Raw genomic sequence first — 17,861 nt, 5'->3', positions numbered from 1 at the left:
TAATTAGGCTGCAGCGAGTGCCGCCAGTGCATCCGCCTGCTCAGCAGGATCAATTGCACTCAGTACAGCAGCTGTTGGCGCCCTTAATTTGCTGACATCGGCCTTGAGGATTTCGCGCTTAACTAATAGCAGCTGACTAAAGTGCATCGAGAAATCCGTTAAGCCCATACCTAGCAAGAGTTTAGTTAAGCTTGGATCACCTGCCATCTCACCGCACACTGCAATCGGAATACCTGCCTGATTTGCTTGTCTAATAATATTCGCTAACAAGTTAAGGATCGCAGGATGGTAGGGGTCATACAAATGGGCTACTGCATGATCTGCGCGATCAATCGCCAATGTGTACTGAATCAAATCATTCGTGCCAATCGATAAGAAATCAAAGTGCCGAATGAATAAAGGCAATACCAAGGCTGCTGCCGGAATCTCGATCATCGCCCCAATTTGAATATTGGGGTTAAACAATTGATTGCGCTGTTGCAACTGGGCCTTGGCTTTTTCAAGCAAACGCAGGGTCTCGCTAATTTCTTTTGCATGCGCCAGCATTGGAATCATGATGCGCACTTGACCATGGGCAGAGGCCCGCAAAATTGCCCTCAGCTGGGTCAAGAATATCTCCGGCTCTGTCAGGGACCATCGAATTGCACGCAATCCAAGCGGCGACGTTCCGGTTTGCGATAAGTCGCTGCTCGAACCTAAGGCTTTATCGGCGCCGACATCAATGGTTCGAATATTGACCGGTAAGCCATGCATAGCTTCAATCACGCGGCGATATTCTAAATACTGCTGCTCTTCTCCTGGAAGAGCTTCTTTGCGATTCATAAAGAGAAATTCGGAACGAAATAAACCAACGCCGACCGCACCAAACTCGACTGCCTGATTCGCATCTTCCGGCAACTCAATATTGGCCAAGAGTTCAATTTGAACGCCATCACGCGTCTTCGTATCGGAATACTTAATTTGCTGTAACTTCTGCGCTTCAGCCAGTTCAGCCTGCTGTAAGGCGCGGTAATCTGCCAATAAGCGATTGCTGGGAGAGACCACTACTACGCCGCGATCACCATCCAACACCAGCCAGTCGCCGTGGCGAATAATCTCGCTAGCATGGCGTGCACCCACAACTGCGGGTATTTCCATACTACGGGCCACAATCGCAGTATGCGAGGTGCGACCACCAAGGTCGGTCACAAAGCCTTTAAATGCATAGTCCTTAAAGCGCAACATGTCGTGTGGTGCAATGTCGTGCGCCACAATGATGGCATCGACTCCTGCATCAGTCGGCGCTAAAAAATCAGGCTGGGATAAACCTTCTTTGTGTTGCGAGTGCAGCGCCTTCAAAACCCGCTCTGCTACCTGCCGAATGTCGTGGGCACGCTCTTTTAGGTAAGGGTCTTCGATTTCGGCAAATTGCTCTAGCAAATCGTTGAGCTCGGTTGTCAACGCCCAAGCCGCATTCAGGCGCTCGGTCCGAATCAAGCGCAAGGGTTTTTCAGCCAAAGTAGGATCGGCCAAAATCATGCTGTGTACATCCAAAAACGCTGCCATTTCTTGGGGCGCATCTTTCGGTAAGCCCGCGCGCAGGGTAGTTAACTCGGACTGAACTTGTTTAAACGCTGCTAGCAATCGCCTGGCTTCTGCATCCTCTTGCCCAGGATCGATGAGGTGGTGGCTCACCTCTAGAGCGGCCCTCGAGATCAGTACAGCTCGGCCAATCGCAATGCCCTTGGATACCGGAATGCCGTGCAATGAAAAGGTCACGGCTTACTCGCCCTCACCGAAACGATCATTAATCAACGCAGTAATGGCCTGCATAGCCTCTTCTGAATCCGTACCGATGGTTTCTAGAGTCACAGTACTGCCAATACCTGCCGCCAGCATCATCACACCCATAATGCTCTTGGCATTAATTTGACGGCTGCCTTTACTGAGCAGCACTTCGCACTGAAATTGCGCAGCGAGTTGCGATAGCTTGGCTGATGCCCTAGCATGAAGCCCAAGTTTATTGATGATGGTTATTTCAGCAACTGGCATGATTAATCCTGCACTTCCGTAGTTTGTAGATTGGCAATACCGCCTAAACGCAGGATGCCGTTTTGTCCGCCCTGCAGTGTTTTTTGCGTCAAGGCATCGAGCGCGTCGTCTTTATAGGAGACTGCGCGCATCAGCATCGGCAGATTCAGTCCGGCCAAAATTTGAACTTTAAATTTCATGCCCGAATTATTTTGCTGCGTCACCAGGCGTGAAGCAACGTTCGCTGGAGTTGCGCCCATCACATCCGTTAAGACTAAGAGCTCGCCATGCCTCTCAACTGCCTTGGCAGCGGCCAATACCCGCTCGAAACTCATTTTGGCATCCTCATGCGCTGGGATATCGACTGCCTGAATGTGTTCTGGTACAGAACCATACACATGCTCAGCAAAACTCAGCATGGCGCTGGCTATGGGTGTGTGGGCAATGATCAGAATTCCGGCCATATTAGTGCAAGGCTTTTTCTAAAGCGCGCAGCCAAATAGCAGCAACATCGCAATCGGTCTGCTCGGTAATTTCCACAAAACACGTTGGGCTGGTCACATTGATTTCCGTTAGATAGCCGCCAATTAAGTCTAAGCCTACCAAGAAAAGTCCTTTTTGCCAAAGGAGCGGCGCCAAGTATTGCGCTACCTTCATTTCTTGGGGGGTCAACGGCATCGCCACACCCTTGCCACCGGCAGCTAAGTTACCGCGAATCTCTGTACCCTGGGGAATGCGTGCCAAGGCATAGGGAACGACCTCACCAGCGATCAGCAAAACGCGCTTATCGCCTTGCGTAATCTCCGGCAAATAGCGTTGAATCATTAATGTACGCGCGCCATTCTCACCGAGGGTTTCAACAATGCTAGCTAAATTGAGGCCATCGCTTCCCACCCGAAAGACGCCCATACCACCCATACCATCCAGGGGCTTAATCACAATATCCGAATGCGTTGCATGAAATGCCTCCACCTCAGCAAGATCTCGCGTGACTAAGGTAGGGGGAATCAACTCAGGGTACTCCGTAATGGAGAGTTTCTCGGAGTGCTCCCGAATGGCATCAGGCTGATTAAATACCCGGGCGCCCTGACGAACAGCAGCAGAAAGAAGCCAGGTGGTATTGAGGTACTCAATATCGAAAGGCGGGTCTTTGCGCATTAATACCGCAGAAAAATCAGCCACTCGGCGGGGCTCGATTGCGCCCACCTCAAACCAGGATGTACTGCTAGGCTTAATCGCCAGCGGCCGACAGTCAGCGACGACGTTATTGTCTTTCCAAACAATGTCCCGCGTCTCTACAAACCACAGGCGATGCCCTGCCCCTTGCGCTGCACGCATCATTGCTAGCGTTGAATCCTTCTTTATCGAGAAGGAATCCAAGGGGTCGGCAATGAATAAAAAATCCAAAGGAATGTCTCGGTAGTTTTACTTACGCCACTTCTGCATTGGGGTCGGTGCGCTCCAACTCGAGCGATGACGCTAATAAAGCAAGGCGGGCTACTACGCCGTATAAATAGAATCGATTAGGAGCTGCGCTGCCAGGTTTGGCATGGTGGTCTGGCATCGCATTTTGTTCGAAGGCCAAGGGTACAAAATGCATACCAGGTGCATTGAGATTCTCATCGGGACCTCGGTCTGTATGCACGCGATAAAAGCCGCCAACCACATAGCGGTCAATCATATAGACCACAGGCTCAGCAACGGCCTCATTCACTTTTTCGAAGGTATATACACCCTCCTGAATAAGCACATCACTAACCTCAAGGCCTTCTTTGACAATGCTCATCTTATTGCGTTCGCGGCGATTGAGATTTTTAAGCTGGCTTGCATCATTGACTACCATCACACCCATGCCATAGGTACCAGCATCAGCCTTGACGACGACATAAGGCTTTTCTTTAATACCGTATTCACGGTATTTTTTAGCCGTCTTTTTTAATACTTGCTCTACCGCTGCTTGCAATTCGTCTTCGCCCTGACGCTCATGGAAGTTGATATTGCTGCAGCTGGTGAAATAGGGATTGATCATCCATGGATCAATATTCACGAGCTTGGCAAACTTCTTAGCCACTTCATCGTAAGCTTCAAAGTGATTTGACTTGCGGCGAATATGCCAACCCGCATGCAATCCCGGCAATAAGTATTGCTCGTAGATGTTTTCTAAAATGGGTGGAATGCCTGCAGACAAATCGTTGTTTAGCAGAATGGAGCAGGGATCAAAATCTTTAATGCCAAGGCGTTGCTTTTTTAGGCCTAGTCGCGCGAGCGGCTCAAGCAACAAGCGATTGCCGTCTGGTAAGTCAATCCAAGTAGGCTTCTTAATATCTTCCGACAAACTGCCAAGGCGCACATTGAGTCCCGCCTGGCGCAGAATCGATGAGAGGCGCGCAATGTTCTGTAAATAAAAGGTGTTCCGAGTATGGCGCTCCGGTATCAAGAGTAAATTTTTTGCTTCGGGGCAAATCTTCTCAATCGCAGCCATTGCTGCTTGCACTGCAAGCGGCAGCATTTCTGGGGAAAGGTTATTAAAACCGCCCGGAAATAAATTGGTATCAACGGGTGCTAGCTTAAAACCCGAGTTGCGTAAGTCAACGGAGCAATAAAAAGGAGGGGTGTGCTCTTGCCATTCCAGTCGAAACCAACGCTCGATGGCAGGGGTTGCTTCTAATACCTTAGTCTCGAGTTCGAGCAAGGGGCCGCTAAGGGCAGTAATGAGATGTGGAACCATCTCACTATTGTAAGTTTTTTTATAAAAAAGGCATTGGATCTAAAGAACCCAATAAAAAGGCTAAATAGGCCACTACGGCCTATTTAGCTTTAAGAACAGGCCTAATTAGGATTCGTAGGCTGTTTCACCGTGGGAAGCAATGTCCAAGCCTTCACGCTCTTCCTCTTCCTTCACACGCAAACCAATCACGATATCGACTAATTTGAATGCAACAACGGAGACTACACCAGACCAAATGACGGTAGTAATAACACCCTGAGCCTGTAGCCAAACTTGGCTACCCATGGAATACTCGGCTGATGCTGCATTCGCAACATAGTCCCAGATTCCAGAGCCGCCCAATGCGGGATCGGCAAATACACCGGTCAAGATTGCGCCAATGATGCCGCCAACGCCATGGACTCCAAATACGTCCAGGCTATCGTCTGCTCCAAGCATGCGCTTGAGGCCCGATACGCCCCACAAGCAAAGTACGCCAGCAACAAGGCCGATAGCGATCGCGCCCATTGGGCCAACAAAACCAGCAGCTGGAGTAATCGCAACTAAACCAGCAACGCAACCCGATGCACCGCCCAGCATGGAAGGCTTCCCTTTGGTAATCCACTCCGCCAATGTCCATCCCAATACAGCAGCAGCAGTCGCCACTAAGGTATTGAAGAATGCCAATGCAGCAGTGCCGTTTGCTTCTAATGCCGAGCCGGCATTAAATCCAAACCAACCAAACCACAAGAGTGATGCACCAATCATGGTGTAAACCAAGTTATGGGGCTTCATTGCTTCTTTACCAAAACCGATGCGCTTGCCCACCATGTAGGAACCAACCAAACCAGCAATCGCTGCATTGATGTGCACTACGGTACCGCCAGCAAAGTCAAGAACGCCCTTCTGCCATAACCAACCTGCTTTGGCAGTAATGGCTTCCAGTGACGCTGCATCTTTGATGTCATCCGGACCAGGCCAGAACCAAACCATGTGCGCTACTGGTAAGTATGCGAAGGTAAACCACAGAACCGTAAAGGCCAAGATCGCAGCAAACTTAGCACGTTCTGCAAAGGCGCCAACGATTAAGCAGCAGGTAATGGTTGCAAACGCCGCCTGAAATCCAATGAAGGTAAATTCAGGAATGACAACGCCCTTGCTAAAAGTAGCTGCCACACTGTCTGGCGTCACTCCAGCTAAGAACAATCGATCCAACCCACCAAAAAATGCACTGCCTTCGGTGAACGCAAAGCTGTAACCATAAATGGTCCACAACACTGCAATCAGCGAGAACACCACCATACACTGCACCAAGATCGACAGTACGTTTTTACTGCGCGTTAAGCCGCCATAAAACAAGGCAAGGCCAGGCAGCGTCATCAGCACAACCAATGCTGTGGACACCATAATCCAAACTGTATCGCCTTTATTTGGAACTGCCGCAACAGCAGCTGCCGCTGCGGGTGCTGCAGCAGCTACATCTGCTGCGTAAGCAGGCACCATCGCCAACATGCCGGTTGCGCCTAAAGCCACAGCCTTGGCGCCTCCCGAAATGAATTGTTTCATCCAAGTAAGCATTTTGAACCCCTCTTTAAAGTGCCGCCGCGCCGGTCTCACCGGTACGGATACGAATGACGTGCTCAACGGGTGAGACAAAAATTTTGCCGTCACCGATCTTGCCCGTGCGTGCTGATTTTTCAATTGCCTCAATCGCGCGCTCCAAAATACCGTCGTCTACTGCAGCCTCGATCTTTACCTTAGGTAAAAAGTCGACCACGTACTCTGCACCACGGTACAGCTCGGTATGGCCCTTTTGTCGTCCAAAGCCCTTCACTTCTGTAACAGTAATGCCCGAGACACCCACTTCCGAGAGCGCCTCGCGCACTTCGTCAAGCTTGAAGGGCTTGATGATTGCGGTTATTAATTTCATACGTTTCTCCGTTAGGAAGGGTGATTAGAAAGTCTTTGTGAGCGCAACTACAGCACCGCCGCGGCCAGCGCCACCTTTATTGCCGTTATATGTGTTCCACCAATTTGGATTTGCATTTGTCGATACATATGAGGCTGACAACGCTAAACCGCCACCGAAATCTTTTGTAGCGCCCAGCTTCCAATCGGTATAACTAATGTTGTTAGGAGTGCTGGCAGTCCATCCTGATGCTGTAGCTGGCTGGCCTGCAACATATTGATAGCCAATGTGGCCGTTTAGACTAATACCCCAAAAGCCAGTATCAACATTTGAAGTTAAGTCTAAATAGTAGGAACCCGTGCTGTTAGGAATACCAAAGATATTAGTTAAGCCATAACTTACCTTACCAAAACCAGTTACCGGTCCAAATGTGTAGTTTTGTGCAGCATAAAGTTCAGTGGTATTTGGATTCAGCATTGAAGCATCGGGATAGGGGCCGCCACTTTGTGGATAGTAATACTGCAATACACCAAAGTCGGATGCAAATCCAGGTGCGATAAGTTCCTTTTTAAATCCACCATAAAAGTTCATTTCAAGCGGTGCATTAACTGCACCATAAGTTGTGTTATTGACCCAGTTAATCGTACTATTCCAGTTACCGATATACAGTCCGCTCTCATGGGCGTAATCAAAACCACCCTGAATTGCAGGCTGATAATTTGACTGTGTGATACCACGGAAACGATAGTCGCTGACCAAGGAAACGTTGGCCGTAACTGGGCTCACCTCTACTGTTGGGGTAGCTTGTGCAAATGCCGCTGGAGCGAAGAGCCCAGAAATTGCAGCAGCAATCGCGGTTTTTTGTAGTGTGTTCATGGAATACTCCTGTTTAGGTTAAAAAGTTCGATTTGGTTGTTGCTTGAATCGTTTGAACCCATCTGTGGCGGCTCATGGATCTCATAGTGATCCGTGCGACTGTTTCCAAATTCGGACTTTTCCCCCTTTTAAGGCATATGCACCAAAATGGATCATAAAATGGCACTGCTTTGGACCATAACCCTGTTTTAGGGGCAATTTGCCCTTATTTTTTAGGATTTTGAGGCCCCTGAATTTCTGGGAACTCCTAAAATGAAGCATTCACTCACACTAAATGGACATCATTCATGCAAAAGCCAGGCCAAATCCTCGAGCAAATTCAGCGTATCGCTGAAGAGATGCAAAGCAAAGTGGGTGATGCCATTCGTAATTCACCTGCGCAAGAGATTGAGAAGAATGTGCGGGCCATGATGAACCAAGGCTTTCAGAAAATGGATTTGGTCACCCGCGATGAATTTGAATTGCAAGCCAAGGTGCTCTCTAAAACGCGTGAGAAATTAGAAGCGCTCGAATTAAAAGTGGCTGAAATGGAAAAGCACCGCGTCTAGTTTTAAAGCTCATCCGCAACGATGGTCGCCGGAAAGTATTTCGGCGACAGCAAGAACCAAGTAAATGCAATTGCTTGTGCAATCAAAAAAACGCCCAGTGCAACATCAAATGCGCCGGCATGCGACCAGCCCGCAGCAATTCCTAAATCGACTAAATAGCCAATACCCCACTGCACAATAAATGCCCCAATAAACAGGGATAAGTTGTATGTCGTGCTAACGCGTCCCGAGTACGCCTTTGGAAAATAAGTGACGATTAAGCTTTGTGCCAGCACATAGGAAGCACATGCAACCGCCACTAAATACCACCAAGCCCATCCCCACGGACCGCGCCAATAAAATGCGCAGGCTTGCAACACGATCGATGTGCCTACCATCCACGTCATGTAGCGCATAGTATCGATGCCAATGTTAGCCAGTTTCGGCAAGATCCACGCATTTGTTAAATAGGCGCAGAGCAATACTGCATTAAAGCCAAATAAGATTTGTGCAGTAGTAGTGGCGCTGTAATCCATCACTTGAATTAACCATGGACCAAACCACAGGGTTTGAATCGCAATAAATCCACCGTAGCAAAAAATACCGAGTGGCAGGATCCGCCAAAAAAAAGCATTCGTCATAATCGGGCGATAGCTTTTCCACGAGAGGCTAGCTTTTTCATCCGAATCGATTTCATCGCCCAGAGAGTCTGGCTGCGTTCGCGCTTTAACTGGTAAGCCGATATACAAAACAAATATGGCAAGAGCAGATAAAACAGCCATCGCAACAAATACGCCCCGCCATCCAATAAAAGGCAGCACTTCATGCACTGGCCAGCTCGTCATTAAGGCGCCAAAGGTACCAAACACCAACATGGCAGAGACTAACTGGGGTTGCTGCTCTGCTGGAAACCAAGTCCGAAAAGCCGAGAAAGCGGACATCAAACATGCTGAAACGCCAATTCCGATGCAAACCCGTCCGATCACCAAGGTCAAAAATTGATCGGCGACAGCAAAAATCAGGGCGCCAATAATGGCAAAGCTCATTAATACCATTTCAGTTGCGCGTGGCCCAAAACGATCAAGCGCTAATCCCACTGGGATTTGTGTCATACCAAAGCCAATAAAGTAGGCTGAAGATAAAAAGCCCAGCTCGGTGTGACTCAAATGTAGATCACGAATGAGCTCAGGAGAAATAACGGCATTAATAGAACGGAAGGCATACGAGATGATGTAAGCCAAGGCAAAGGTCATAAACACGCGCAATGCGCAGCTTCCCTGCAGTGGCAACTGTATCGCCTGCTGCGGATGACGATACCAATGCAAATTCATTTATTGCACCCGGAACTCGTCAAAAAATGGATCCCACTTTTCTGCAGTAAGTTCAGACTGAAACACCTTCGCATTCGCAGGCGCTAAGATCAACAGCGATTGTTGATAGATGCGACTGCCACCCTCACCATCGGGGCGCATAATCCAGCGTACACGCATCCAGCGCTTACCGCTTGGATTTTGGATTTCAAACAAATAGTCTTCAGCCAATCCTTTGCTACGACTCGGCCCTGCAATCACATACTGGGATGGGTGTTTCATTGGCTGAGTTTGAAGTGCATTGGCCGACTGCAAGATGGCTTTTTGTACTTGTTCTAGTAAGGCGCCTGCTTGGGCGTTGATGCTCGACGGCACCGCAATCGTAGTGATCGACATGATCGCATCATCAATCTGCACCACTTCCAGTGTTTGCTGTAACTCGAGCCCAGCATAGGGCAGGTTCCGCTCTGCTTGTTTTGGCTTTTCAGGAAAGAGCGCGGTGTAGCCGAGGCGCTCGGTATTCACGGTGCGCCAATCCAACTTAGGACTACAACTCAGAATGGCCGCGCCCACCAACATGATTCCGACTGCCTTTACCGAGCCTAGCGACTGCATTGCTCGATTGAACATCCTAAGACTAAACAACCCCCGCTCCATGGGCCTGCTGGTCAGCATGGTAACTTGAACGTACCATCGCGCCGACCGCTGCATGGGTAAAGCCCATAGCATAGGCTTCGCGCTCGAACTCCTTAAACACATCAGGATGAACATAACGCTGCACCGGCAAATGATGACCTGATGGCGCCAAGTACTGACCAATGGTCAGCATATCAATGTTGTGTGCACGCATATCGCGCATCACCTCTAGAATTTCTTCATCGGTTTCGCCCAAGCCCACCATGAGTCCGCTCTTGGTTGGAATCGAAGGAAAGCGCTCCTTGAAGTCTTTCAGCAATAACAATGAGTGAGCATAATCTGCGCCGGGCCGAGCTTGCTTGTATAGCCGGGGCACCGTTTCGAGATTGTGGTTCATGACATCAGGCAAACCCATCGTAGTATTAGCAGAAAACACATCCAATGCCTTTTCTAAACGACCCCGAAAGTCGGGTACCAATACTTCGATGCGTGTTTTTGGCGATAAGCTGCGTGATTGCGAAATGCAGTCTACAAAATGCTGCGCGCCGCCATCACGTAAATCATCGCGATCGACACTGGTGATCACCACGTAATTCAATTTAAGGGCAGCTATCGTGCGCGCTAAATTGTGCGGCTCATTCGTATCCAGAGGATCGGGGCGGCCATGGCCCACATCGCAGAAAGGGCATCGGCGCGTGCACTTATCACCCATGATCATGAAGGTAGCTGTGCCACTACCGAAACATTCGCCAATATTTGGGCAACTGGCTTCCTCGCAAACCGTGACTAATTCATTCTCGCGGAGGATTTTTTTGATTTCAGCAAAGCGGGAATTATTCGATGCCGCCTTAACCCGAATCCAATCGGGCTTCTTTAACACTTCTTCAATCGGCACAATCTTGATCGGAATGCGCGCCGTCTTTTCGGCCGACTTCTGCTTTCGCAAGGGATCGTACTCTGGGGTGGATTGCACCTGAATACTGGATTTATCTACTGTCATGGTTTCCTATATGTACTGCACATCACGCAATTGGGGTTAACTGCTGCTGCAGCTGACTGACCAGGCGCTTAGCGACCGATGCCATATTGTCTTCGATCCCCAATGTTCTCATATCTACCGTACGTAATCCCGCATAGCCACAAGGGTGGATTTGCTCGAATGCTGCCAAATCCATACTCACATTGAGGGAAAGGCCATGGTACGAACAATGCCGCGTTACTTTTAAGCCTAATGCAGCAATCTTGGCGCCATGCCACCCGGATTGGCCCTGAAACGATGATGCGATGTAGATACCGGGAGCTCCCGCCTCACGAACTGCTGGCAATCCATACTCAGCCAAGGTATCCATGACCGCCTGCTCAATCCGATAAACAAACTCTTTGACATGCAAGCCATACCGGCGAAGATCTAACAATAAATAGACAACAAGCTGACCGGGGCCGTGATACGTAATTTGCCCGCCCCGATCTACCTGAACCAAAGGAATGGTTCCATCTGCAGCGTGCAAGTTGGCAGGATCACCTGCAAGTCCCAGCGTAAAAACGGGGGGGTGCTCTAGGACCCAGATTTCGTCTAGGGTCGATGCAGTGCGTTCTTTTGTAAAGGAACGCATAGCTTCATACGTTGTTACATAATCCACTACGCCAAGCTGTCGAATGGCTATGGTCATTCCATCTCAACTAGAGAACAATACTAACGAGAGGGTGGGTTGATAAGGTGCGATAGAGCTCATCGAGCTGCTCGCGACTGGTTGCATTGATGCAGAGCGTCAGCCCCATATACTTCCCATTCTGCGACGGCCGCTGCTCGACGGTTTGCTCGTCGAAAACCGGATCAAACTGTTTCGCAATGTGCACCATGGCCGGTAAAAATTCAGGGGCATCTTTCCCCATGACCTTAATCGGAAAAATAGAGGGATATTCAATCAGTGATTTTTCTTCCATGGTCCTTACCCTTGGTTTGGCCAAGCGGGCTGACCTAGCCACTCGCCCAAAATAATATTCCGAATGCAGTGCAATTTACGGTGAAAAAAATGGTCTGCGCCGGGGACCACTTGGATGGTTAACTCTTGTGGCCTAGCCCAATCAAATACGTTCGCCAAGGGAATCGTCTCATCCAGCTCGCCATGAATCATGATCGTATCTTTGGGCACATCCAGCAATTCCCATTTACCTGCGGCACTGCCCACCATGACAAAGCGTTCTGCAGGGCGCCCTAAATCAGCCAAAGCCTTAATTAAATGGCTGCCGACAAAACTACCAAACGAGAAGCCTGCAACTACCAGCGGCAAGTTCACAATTGAATTGGTCCAAATGTACTGCTCAGTTAATTCATTATTCATCCAGGTATGGGGATGACGCATCCAATCCGATACATGCAGTAAGTCAGCCAATTCACCAACGCCCTCATCATGAACGCCTGCTGTACCGCCAACACCGCGAAAATTGGGGCGCACGCTGACATAACCCAATTGATTAAACGCCCGAGCAATCGTTTGCGCAACCTTGTTATCCATGGTGCCGCCCAGCAAAGGATGTGGATGGGCAACCAAAGCAAGGCCACGCACCATAAATCCGGGATCACTTTTGAGCAAATCAGGTAAGTCAATTGACATTTCAATTGGGCCAACGATGCCATCAATTGAAATCACTTGGGTACGGCTATTCATGCGCGCGTCTTTTTAGAAGAAGAAAGATTAAGCTGCTAGCAAACGTTCAACGGGCTTGCCGTTAATCAAATGGGATTGAATGATCTCTTCAATATCATCCGCATCAATAAAGGTATACCACGTCCCCTCTGGGTAGACCACCATAACTGGACCGAGGTTGCATGCATCTAAGCAGCCCGCTTTATTAACGCGAATCTTGCCTGACCCAGCAAGCCCCAGCTCTTTTATGCGACTTTTGGCGTACTTGAACAACTCAAATGCATTGTGCTGAGCGCAGCAATTCTCGCCATTGGTGCGCTCATTGAGACAAAAGAAGAGGTGGTGTTTGAATGGCATATAAAAATTATATCGGTCGTTTCGTTATTCGGGTAGCGAACTGATTTTGTAACACCCAAGCCATTGCAAATGGTAGCCAAAGGAAAGAGGCCCATTTCATCAGATCATTAAAATGAAGGAGGCGACCCTGAAACCATGCCTTTAGAGTCAAGGCAAAGTAGGGATTATCAGGAAATAAGTTAACCAGCAAGAGCATGGCTGCTAAACAACCTAAGCCGACCCATAAGCGGTAGTTGCTGCCCCAGCGAATGGCCCACAGTAGTAAAGCACTCCCTATCAACATGCCCCAAATGGCACCTGTAGTCAGCCAGGCTAGGCTAAATTCTCCACCAAACTGCAAACCAGTGAAGAGGCTCTTAATTAACACCGAAGCGCCCAGTAAACTCATGAGTAATCGCCATTGCGGGGCTGTAGCTCGCATTCCGAGGGAGAGGATTAACCCAACCCCAAGCCAGCAGCTGGCGGTAATCAGGCCCTCGCGTAGCATTTGATTCATGACTAAGGTTCCCCAATCTGCTGCGCCAACGAGTTGTCGCCATGCTCCCATGCCAAGCCATGCACTTTGGGGATAAATCTGCGCCCACGGAAACAGAATAAACAAGGTTGCCGCGCCCCAGTTGAGCCCAAACCACACATCAAATTGCCGCCGCAGGGCACTGCCAGAAAGCCATTGAGGCCCTAGCGGAACCGCCAATAGGGCGCCAATAAAACCACCCAGAACATTGGCCCACCAGTCGGTTTGACTAGGGATTCGGGTAGGTAGCCAGGTTTGTAAACTTTCTACGCCCGCGGCAAGTAGCGCGCAGCAAATCAGCGCAATCGACAAGGCGACAAAACGGCGCCAGCGTGGAAAGACAACACACACTAACAAAAACCCCAAGGGGATGTATGCCAATACATTGGCCACCACATCAAATAAGGGAATGAAACGCGGCAATGGGGCTGAAATCCAAGCAGTCCCCTTCACCCCATTTTGAAAATAAAAATCAAATGGATTAAGGCTGGTGTAAATAATCAACAAACCATAGATTAAGGCCATGGCTCGCGCCAGCGGCATAGCCTGTAATGGCCATACCAATTTACGCGGACGGGGATTTTGCCCTGATTCTGCTGACATCCTGCAATTTTAGGTCAGACCTTTCTACAATAGTGAAATGAACGGAAACTGCATCCTCGAGCGCGTCGCCCAAACACGGTCAACCAACGATGACCTCATGGCGCGGTGGCGTGCTGGTACGCTGATCGATCCAGTTGCCCGCCTGAGTAAAAAACAGACCCATGGCAAAGGACGTGCTGGCAGAACCTGGTATGCCAATGCCGAGGACTCACTGTCTTTCTCCTTGGCATTCCCTTTTCACAAAAGCCTTGGCACTTTAAGTGGTCTTAGCTTAGTTGCAGGGTTAGCGGTCATTGAGGGTATCTGCGGTGCACTCAATACAAGTGAACGCGCTCTCTATCAGCAAGGACTCCGATTGAAATGGCCTAATGACATTGTGATTGGTCATGCAAAGCTGGGTGGCATCTTAATTGAGGGCGGACAAACCGCACCCGCTGAGCCAAGCTGGATGATTATTGGAGTTGGCCTTAATATGCATTCCCACATTAGCGAAGCCGCTGAATTAAAAGCGATTCACTCCGGCCCCATTGGCGGACTAGATCAACTGTTAATGCAGGGACAGGCGCTACCGGATCAAGATTACATCTGGCTTAATCTAGTTAATGCGTTTGAGCGCCTATGCACTGAGTTTGATCAATATGGCTTTGAGCCTTTTATAGAGCGGTGGTCGGATTGGGATGCCTTTCAAGGAGAGCCTGTTTTTACAAGCATGCGCGGAGAGAAAAATATTGAGGGCGTAGCATCCGGCATTGACCATACTGGGGCGTATCAAATTCAAACGGACCATGCGCTCGTTGCGGTTCATGCCGGTGATGTATCGCTGCGCAGGCAAGCATGAGCCTGTACCTCCTGTTTGATGTTGGCAATACCCGCCTGAAATGGGCGGCGGTTGAGTCGCAGCAAAATCCGATCGATCGCAATAAAAAGCTTTGGCTTTACTCCGGGGCAATCGATACCCAATTACTGCTTTCCCCAGAACACTGTGCTGAGTTAGCGCATTACATTTTGCAAACCATCCCAAGGCCTGATGCCATTGGGGTGTGCTGCGTTGCTGCAGAAGAATGCGCCGTCAATCTCAAGCAATTGTTTGCACAGTGGCAAGATGTCGCCTGGTTTCGCCTACGTGGGAACTCCCCTGTTGAAGGTCTTCGCTCACGCTATACCGAAGCTGCACAGCTTGGTGCAGATCGGTGGGCTGGTCTAATTGCTGGGCGCACTCTATCAAGTGGCAATAGCATCATTGTTAATGCCGGCACCGCTACTACGATTGATTTCTTAGGAGCTAACGGTATTCATCAGGGGGGCTGGATTATTCCCGGCTTAGGCTTGATGCAATCGAGCTTAGCTTTACATACTGCAAAGCTGCCAGCCACCAGCGAGGCGGAGCGAGTTGATGGCTTTGGATTATCGACGGATGCGGCCATTTATAAGGGCTGCCTTGCCGCCCAAGTGGGTGCAATTCATGAAGCATTGCACGTCGCTAAAGAAATGCACCAGCCGATTGATCGCATTTGGATTGATGGCGGGAATGCAAAAAATATTGCTGCCGAACTAAAGCAGCACAGCCTTTCTCAGGCCATTTCCATTGAGGCCATCAATGGCCTTGTGCTGCGCGGACTTTGGTCTTGGATACGCCACGAATTACGCTAACTCATTCGCTCCGAATGCGCCCAAGCAGACTCGTGGTGGAGCGCTCGTAAATAAACGGAATGGCAATCGCAGTTCCGCCCCAGCTTTTAACTAACCGGGTTTCCTCTAGTGTATCGATCGCATAATCGCCACCTTTGACATAGATGTCAGGTCGAACTCGTTCGAGCAATGCGACTGGCGTTTTTTCTGAAAATAGCACTACCAAATCAACGCTCGCCAATGCGGCCAACAGCGCCTGCCGATCTGCCTCAGAGTTGATCGGCCTATCATCGCCCTTCCCCAGCATCTTGACTGAAGCGTCGGCGTTCACACCCACCACCAGACTGCCACCCAGCTTGCGTGCTTGATCTAAATAACTGGCATGACCGCGATGCAAAATATCAAAGACACCATTCGTAAACACGATCGGGCGCGGAAGGATAGCTAGCGCCGCAGCTAGGTTGTCTGCGTGGCATATTTTTGACTCAAAACTGGGTTTGCTTGGAATAGTCATAGCGCTCTATTATCAACTTAAATGGTTTCAATATTTTCTAATAAAGTGATGGCATGTTGCTGAATCTGTTTCTTCTCAACATCGTCGATCCGCTTTAAGTTTGCAGTCATTAGACGAGTACGTGGATTTTTTTCAAACTCAGACTGGTGGTTCATTAAGAAATTCCAATACAAAGTAGTGAACGGGCATGCCTCATCGCCCACGCGCACATCGGGCTTATATGGGCAATGACCACAGTAGTTACTCATGCGCTTAATGTAAGCACCACTAGAAATATACGGCTTACTGGTGAAACGTCCGCCATTGGCAAACAAAGCCATACCAGCGACGTTGGGCAATTCAGCCCACTCTACGGCATCCACATAGACCGCCAAAAACCAGCTGCTCACTGCCTGAGGCGAAAGACCCGCCAAGAGGGAAAAGTTTCCCATCACCATCAATCGCTGGATGTGATGCGCATAACCATATTCGAGTGTTTGATCAATAGCATCGGCCATACACGCCATTTTCGTTTTACCGGTCCAATACCATGCTGGTAACTCGCGTTTATAACCAAAGTAGTTGGCAGTTCCCATCTTAGGCATATCAAGCCAATAGACCCCGCGAATAAATTCACGCCAACCCAGAATTTGCCGAATCAAGCCCTCTGCTGCCGCAAGGTTAGCCTCACCCGCGCGCCATGCCGCCTCTACCCGCTCAATGACCTCTCGTGGATTAATGAGCTTTAGATTGAGGCTGGAGGATAAGACGGAATGCCAACCAAAAGGGGTATCGGTCCACATCGCATCTTCGTATTGACCAAAATGCACGAGCCTGGCATCAATGAAACGGTCCAAGGCCAATAGGGCTTGCTGACGGGTGACTGGCCACAAAAACTGCTTCAGGCTGCCAGGGTGTTCTTTAAAGCGCGCGCCAACTAAGGTAAGCACATCTTTTGTGATGGCATCGGGCTCAAAAAACTCGGGTGGATCAATTAAGCCGGGGCCTTTTTTGGGATAGCTGGATCGGTTTTCTGCGTCGTAATTCCATTGACCACCCTCCGGCTCGCCCGCCTTATCCATCAGAACGCCGTGCTTTTTGCGCATCTGCCGGTAAAAGAATTCCATCCGCAATTCTTTCTTTGCGCCCGCCCACAGCTTGAACTCCTCTATATCGCATAAAAAGTGCGTATCGCTGGCAATGTGTAGCGGGACATCCATCGCTGTACACGCCGCTGTAATGTCGCCCCAAACGCGCCATTCGCCTGGTTCAACGCAATGGACTGAGGCTGGCTTGTAGTGCTGAATAGCCTCTTTTAAAGCGTCCCCCAGCGTGATATCTGGATTGCTCTCCATGGATTGATAGTAGACGCGTGCACCCGCTTTATTTAAGGCAGCAGCAAAATGGCGCATTGCGGATAAAAACAAGGCAATTCGTGCCTTGTGGCTCCAAACCCAGGCAGCCTCCCCGGCAGATTCAATCATCAATACCGCATCCTGCTGCCAATCGGCATTTTGGAGTACAGGGCTATCCAGATTAAGCTGATCGCCCAAAACCAAGATCAGATTACGGGTCGTTTGACTGCCCTTGGTACTTTTGGCCGTTGGGATTTTTTTGCTCATAAAACATCTTAACTGGAATG

Annotated in this window: 20 protein-coding genes and 2 pseudogenes; 4 read left to right on the top strand and 18 right to left on the bottom strand. The window is 49.5% G+C overall.

The genetic code is table 11. From position 1 onward, the window contains the following. Positions 1-3 precede the first annotated feature (3 nt). Entirely contained in the window at positions 4-1,758 is a 1,755-nt protein-coding gene (gene ptsP, locus Q8M75_RS03575) for a phosphoenolpyruvate--protein phosphotransferase (RefSeq protein WP_305486256.1), read from the bottom strand. 3 nt (positions 1,759-1,761) lie between these two features. Then, positions 1,762-2,031, bottom strand: coding sequence for an HPr family phosphocarrier protein (locus Q8M75_RS03570; RefSeq protein ID WP_305486254.1), 270 nt, complete (start codon positions 2,029-2,031; stop codon positions 1,762-1,764). A 62-nt stretch (positions 2,032-2,093) separates the two neighbouring features. Between Q8M75_RS03570 and Q8M75_RS10110 the strand changes: the two are divergent. After that, positions 2,094-2,150, top strand: a pseudogene (locus Q8M75_RS10110) (hypothetical protein); the annotation flags it as partial. Here Q8M75_RS10110 and Q8M75_RS03565 read toward each other — a convergent pair. From Q8M75_RS03565 to Q8M75_RS03540, 6 genes and pseudogenes are all read right to left on the bottom strand, one after another. Then, positions 2,142-2,474, bottom strand: a pseudogene (locus Q8M75_RS03565) (PTS sugar transporter subunit IIA); the annotation flags it as partial. The pseudogenes Q8M75_RS10110 and Q8M75_RS03565 sit on opposite strands and share 9 nt — an antisense overlap. Position 2,475: 1 nt before the next feature. Then, entirely contained in the window at positions 2,476-3,417 is a 942-nt protein-coding gene (gene gshB / locus Q8M75_RS03560; protein WP_305486250.1) for a glutathione synthase, read from the bottom strand. Between the two features lie 22 nt (positions 3,418-3,439). Then, positions 3,440-4,738 (bottom strand): glutamate--cysteine ligase, encoded by a 1,299-nt coding sequence (gene gshA / locus Q8M75_RS03555; protein ID WP_305486248.1) that lies wholly within the window; start codon positions 4,736-4,738, stop codon positions 3,440-3,442. Between the two features lie 105 nt (positions 4,739-4,843). Then, positions 4,844-6,295 carry an ammonium transporter gene (locus tag Q8M75_RS03550; protein ID WP_305486247.1) on the bottom strand — a complete coding sequence of 484 codons (1,452 nt, stop codon included), beginning with the start codon at positions 6,293-6,295 and terminating at the stop codon, positions 4,844-4,846. Positions 6,296-6,308: 13 nt separating this feature from the next. After that, a complete protein-coding gene (locus Q8M75_RS03545; protein ID WP_305486245.1) occupies positions 6,309-6,647 on the bottom strand; it encodes a P-II family nitrogen regulator in 339 nt (112 codons plus the stop codon). Positions 6,648-6,671: 24 nt separating this feature from the next. Continuing rightward, on the bottom strand, positions 6,672-7,502 hold the full coding sequence (locus Q8M75_RS03540; RefSeq protein WP_305486242.1) for a TorF family putative porin: 831 nt from the start codon (positions 7,500-7,502) through the stop codon (positions 6,672-6,674). A 287-nt stretch (positions 7,503-7,789) separates the two neighbouring features. Between Q8M75_RS03540 and Q8M75_RS03535 the strand changes: the two genes are divergently transcribed. Continuing rightward, complete coding sequence (locus Q8M75_RS03535) at positions 7,790-8,050, top strand: accessory factor UbiK family protein (protein ID WP_305486240.1); 261 nt, start codon at positions 7,790-7,792, stop codon at positions 8,048-8,050. 2 nt (positions 8,051-8,052) lie between these two features. On the opposite strand, the gene Q8M75_RS03530 is transcribed toward Q8M75_RS03535, so the two are convergent. Genes Q8M75_RS03530 through Q8M75_RS03495 form a run of 8 tightly spaced genes read right to left on the bottom strand, consistent with a single transcriptional unit; the run spans position 8,053 to position 14,097 of the window. Further along, positions 8,053-9,360 (bottom strand): MFS transporter, encoded by a 1,308-nt coding sequence (locus Q8M75_RS03530; protein ID WP_305486238.1) that lies wholly within the window; start codon positions 9,358-9,360, stop codon positions 8,053-8,055. Further along, the gene (locus tag Q8M75_RS03525; protein ID WP_305486236.1) at positions 9,361-9,984 is read right to left on the bottom strand and encodes a hypothetical protein; all 624 of its coding nucleotides are present in this window, start codon (positions 9,982-9,984) and stop codon (positions 9,361-9,363) included. It lies immediately after the preceding gene. Continuing rightward, on the bottom strand, positions 9,977-10,975 hold the full coding sequence (lipA, locus tag Q8M75_RS03520) for a lipoyl synthase (protein WP_305486233.1): 999 nt from the start codon (positions 10,973-10,975) through the stop codon (positions 9,977-9,979). The genes Q8M75_RS03525 and lipA overlap by 8 nt, the downstream gene beginning before the upstream one ends. 22 nt (positions 10,976-10,997) lie before the next feature. Further along, positions 10,998-11,645, bottom strand: a complete 648-nt coding sequence (gene lipB, locus Q8M75_RS03515; RefSeq protein WP_305486231.1) for a lipoyl(octanoyl) transferase LipB — start codon at positions 11,643-11,645, stop codon at positions 10,998-11,000. Positions 11,646-11,655: 10 nt separating this feature from the next. Then, positions 11,656-11,919, bottom strand: a complete 264-nt coding sequence (locus Q8M75_RS03510) for a DUF493 family protein (RefSeq protein WP_305486229.1) — start codon at positions 11,917-11,919, stop codon at positions 11,656-11,658. A gap of 5 nt (positions 11,920-11,924) precedes the next feature. Next, positions 11,925-12,644, bottom strand: coding sequence for an alpha/beta hydrolase (locus Q8M75_RS03505; RefSeq protein ID WP_305486228.1), 720 nt, complete (start codon positions 12,642-12,644; stop codon positions 11,925-11,927). Positions 12,645-12,671: 27 nt separating this feature from the next. Then, positions 12,672-12,980 carry a ferredoxin gene (locus tag Q8M75_RS03500; RefSeq protein ID WP_305486226.1) on the bottom strand — a complete coding sequence of 103 codons (309 nt, stop codon included), beginning with the start codon at positions 12,978-12,980 and terminating at the stop codon, positions 12,672-12,674. A 7-nt stretch (positions 12,981-12,987) separates the two neighbouring features. Further along, positions 12,988-14,097 carry a VanZ family protein gene (locus Q8M75_RS03495; RefSeq protein WP_305486224.1) on the bottom strand — a complete coding sequence of 370 codons (1,110 nt, stop codon included), beginning with the start codon at positions 14,095-14,097 and terminating at the stop codon, positions 12,988-12,990. A gap of 37 nt (positions 14,098-14,134) precedes the next feature. Between Q8M75_RS03495 and Q8M75_RS03490 the strand changes: the two genes are divergently transcribed. Both Q8M75_RS03490 and Q8M75_RS03485 read left to right on the top strand, forming a co-directional pair. Further along, positions 14,135-14,935, top strand: a complete 801-nt coding sequence (locus Q8M75_RS03490; RefSeq protein ID WP_305486222.1) for a biotin--[acetyl-CoA-carboxylase] ligase — start codon at positions 14,135-14,137, stop codon at positions 14,933-14,935. Then, the gene (locus Q8M75_RS03485) at positions 14,932-15,747 is read left to right on the top strand and encodes a type III pantothenate kinase (protein WP_305486220.1); all 816 of its coding nucleotides are present in this window, start codon (positions 14,932-14,934) and stop codon (positions 15,745-15,747) included. Before Q8M75_RS03490 ends, Q8M75_RS03485 begins: the two co-directional genes overlap by 4 nt. 1 nt (position 15,748) lies before the next feature. On the opposite strand, the gene rfaE2 is transcribed toward Q8M75_RS03485, so the two are convergent. Together rfaE2 and Q8M75_RS03475 are read right to left on the bottom strand one after the other, a co-directional pair. Next, complete coding sequence (rfaE2, locus tag Q8M75_RS03480) at positions 15,749-16,240, bottom strand: D-glycero-beta-D-manno-heptose 1-phosphate adenylyltransferase (RefSeq protein ID WP_305486218.1); 492 nt, start codon at positions 16,238-16,240, stop codon at positions 15,749-15,751. A 17-nt stretch (positions 16,241-16,257) separates the two neighbouring features. Continuing rightward, a complete protein-coding gene (locus Q8M75_RS03475; protein WP_305486216.1) occupies positions 16,258-17,841 on the bottom strand; it encodes a cryptochrome/photolyase family protein in 1,584 nt (527 codons plus the stop codon). Between the last annotated feature and the right edge of the window lie 20 nt (positions 17,842-17,861).

This window comes from Polynucleobacter sp. (genome assembly GCF_030693775.1).
In the GTDB taxonomy this organism is placed as follows: domain Bacteria; phylum Pseudomonadota; class Gammaproteobacteria; order Burkholderiales; family Burkholderiaceae; genus Polynucleobacter.
This window is presented reverse-complemented; position numbering and strand designations above follow the sequence as displayed.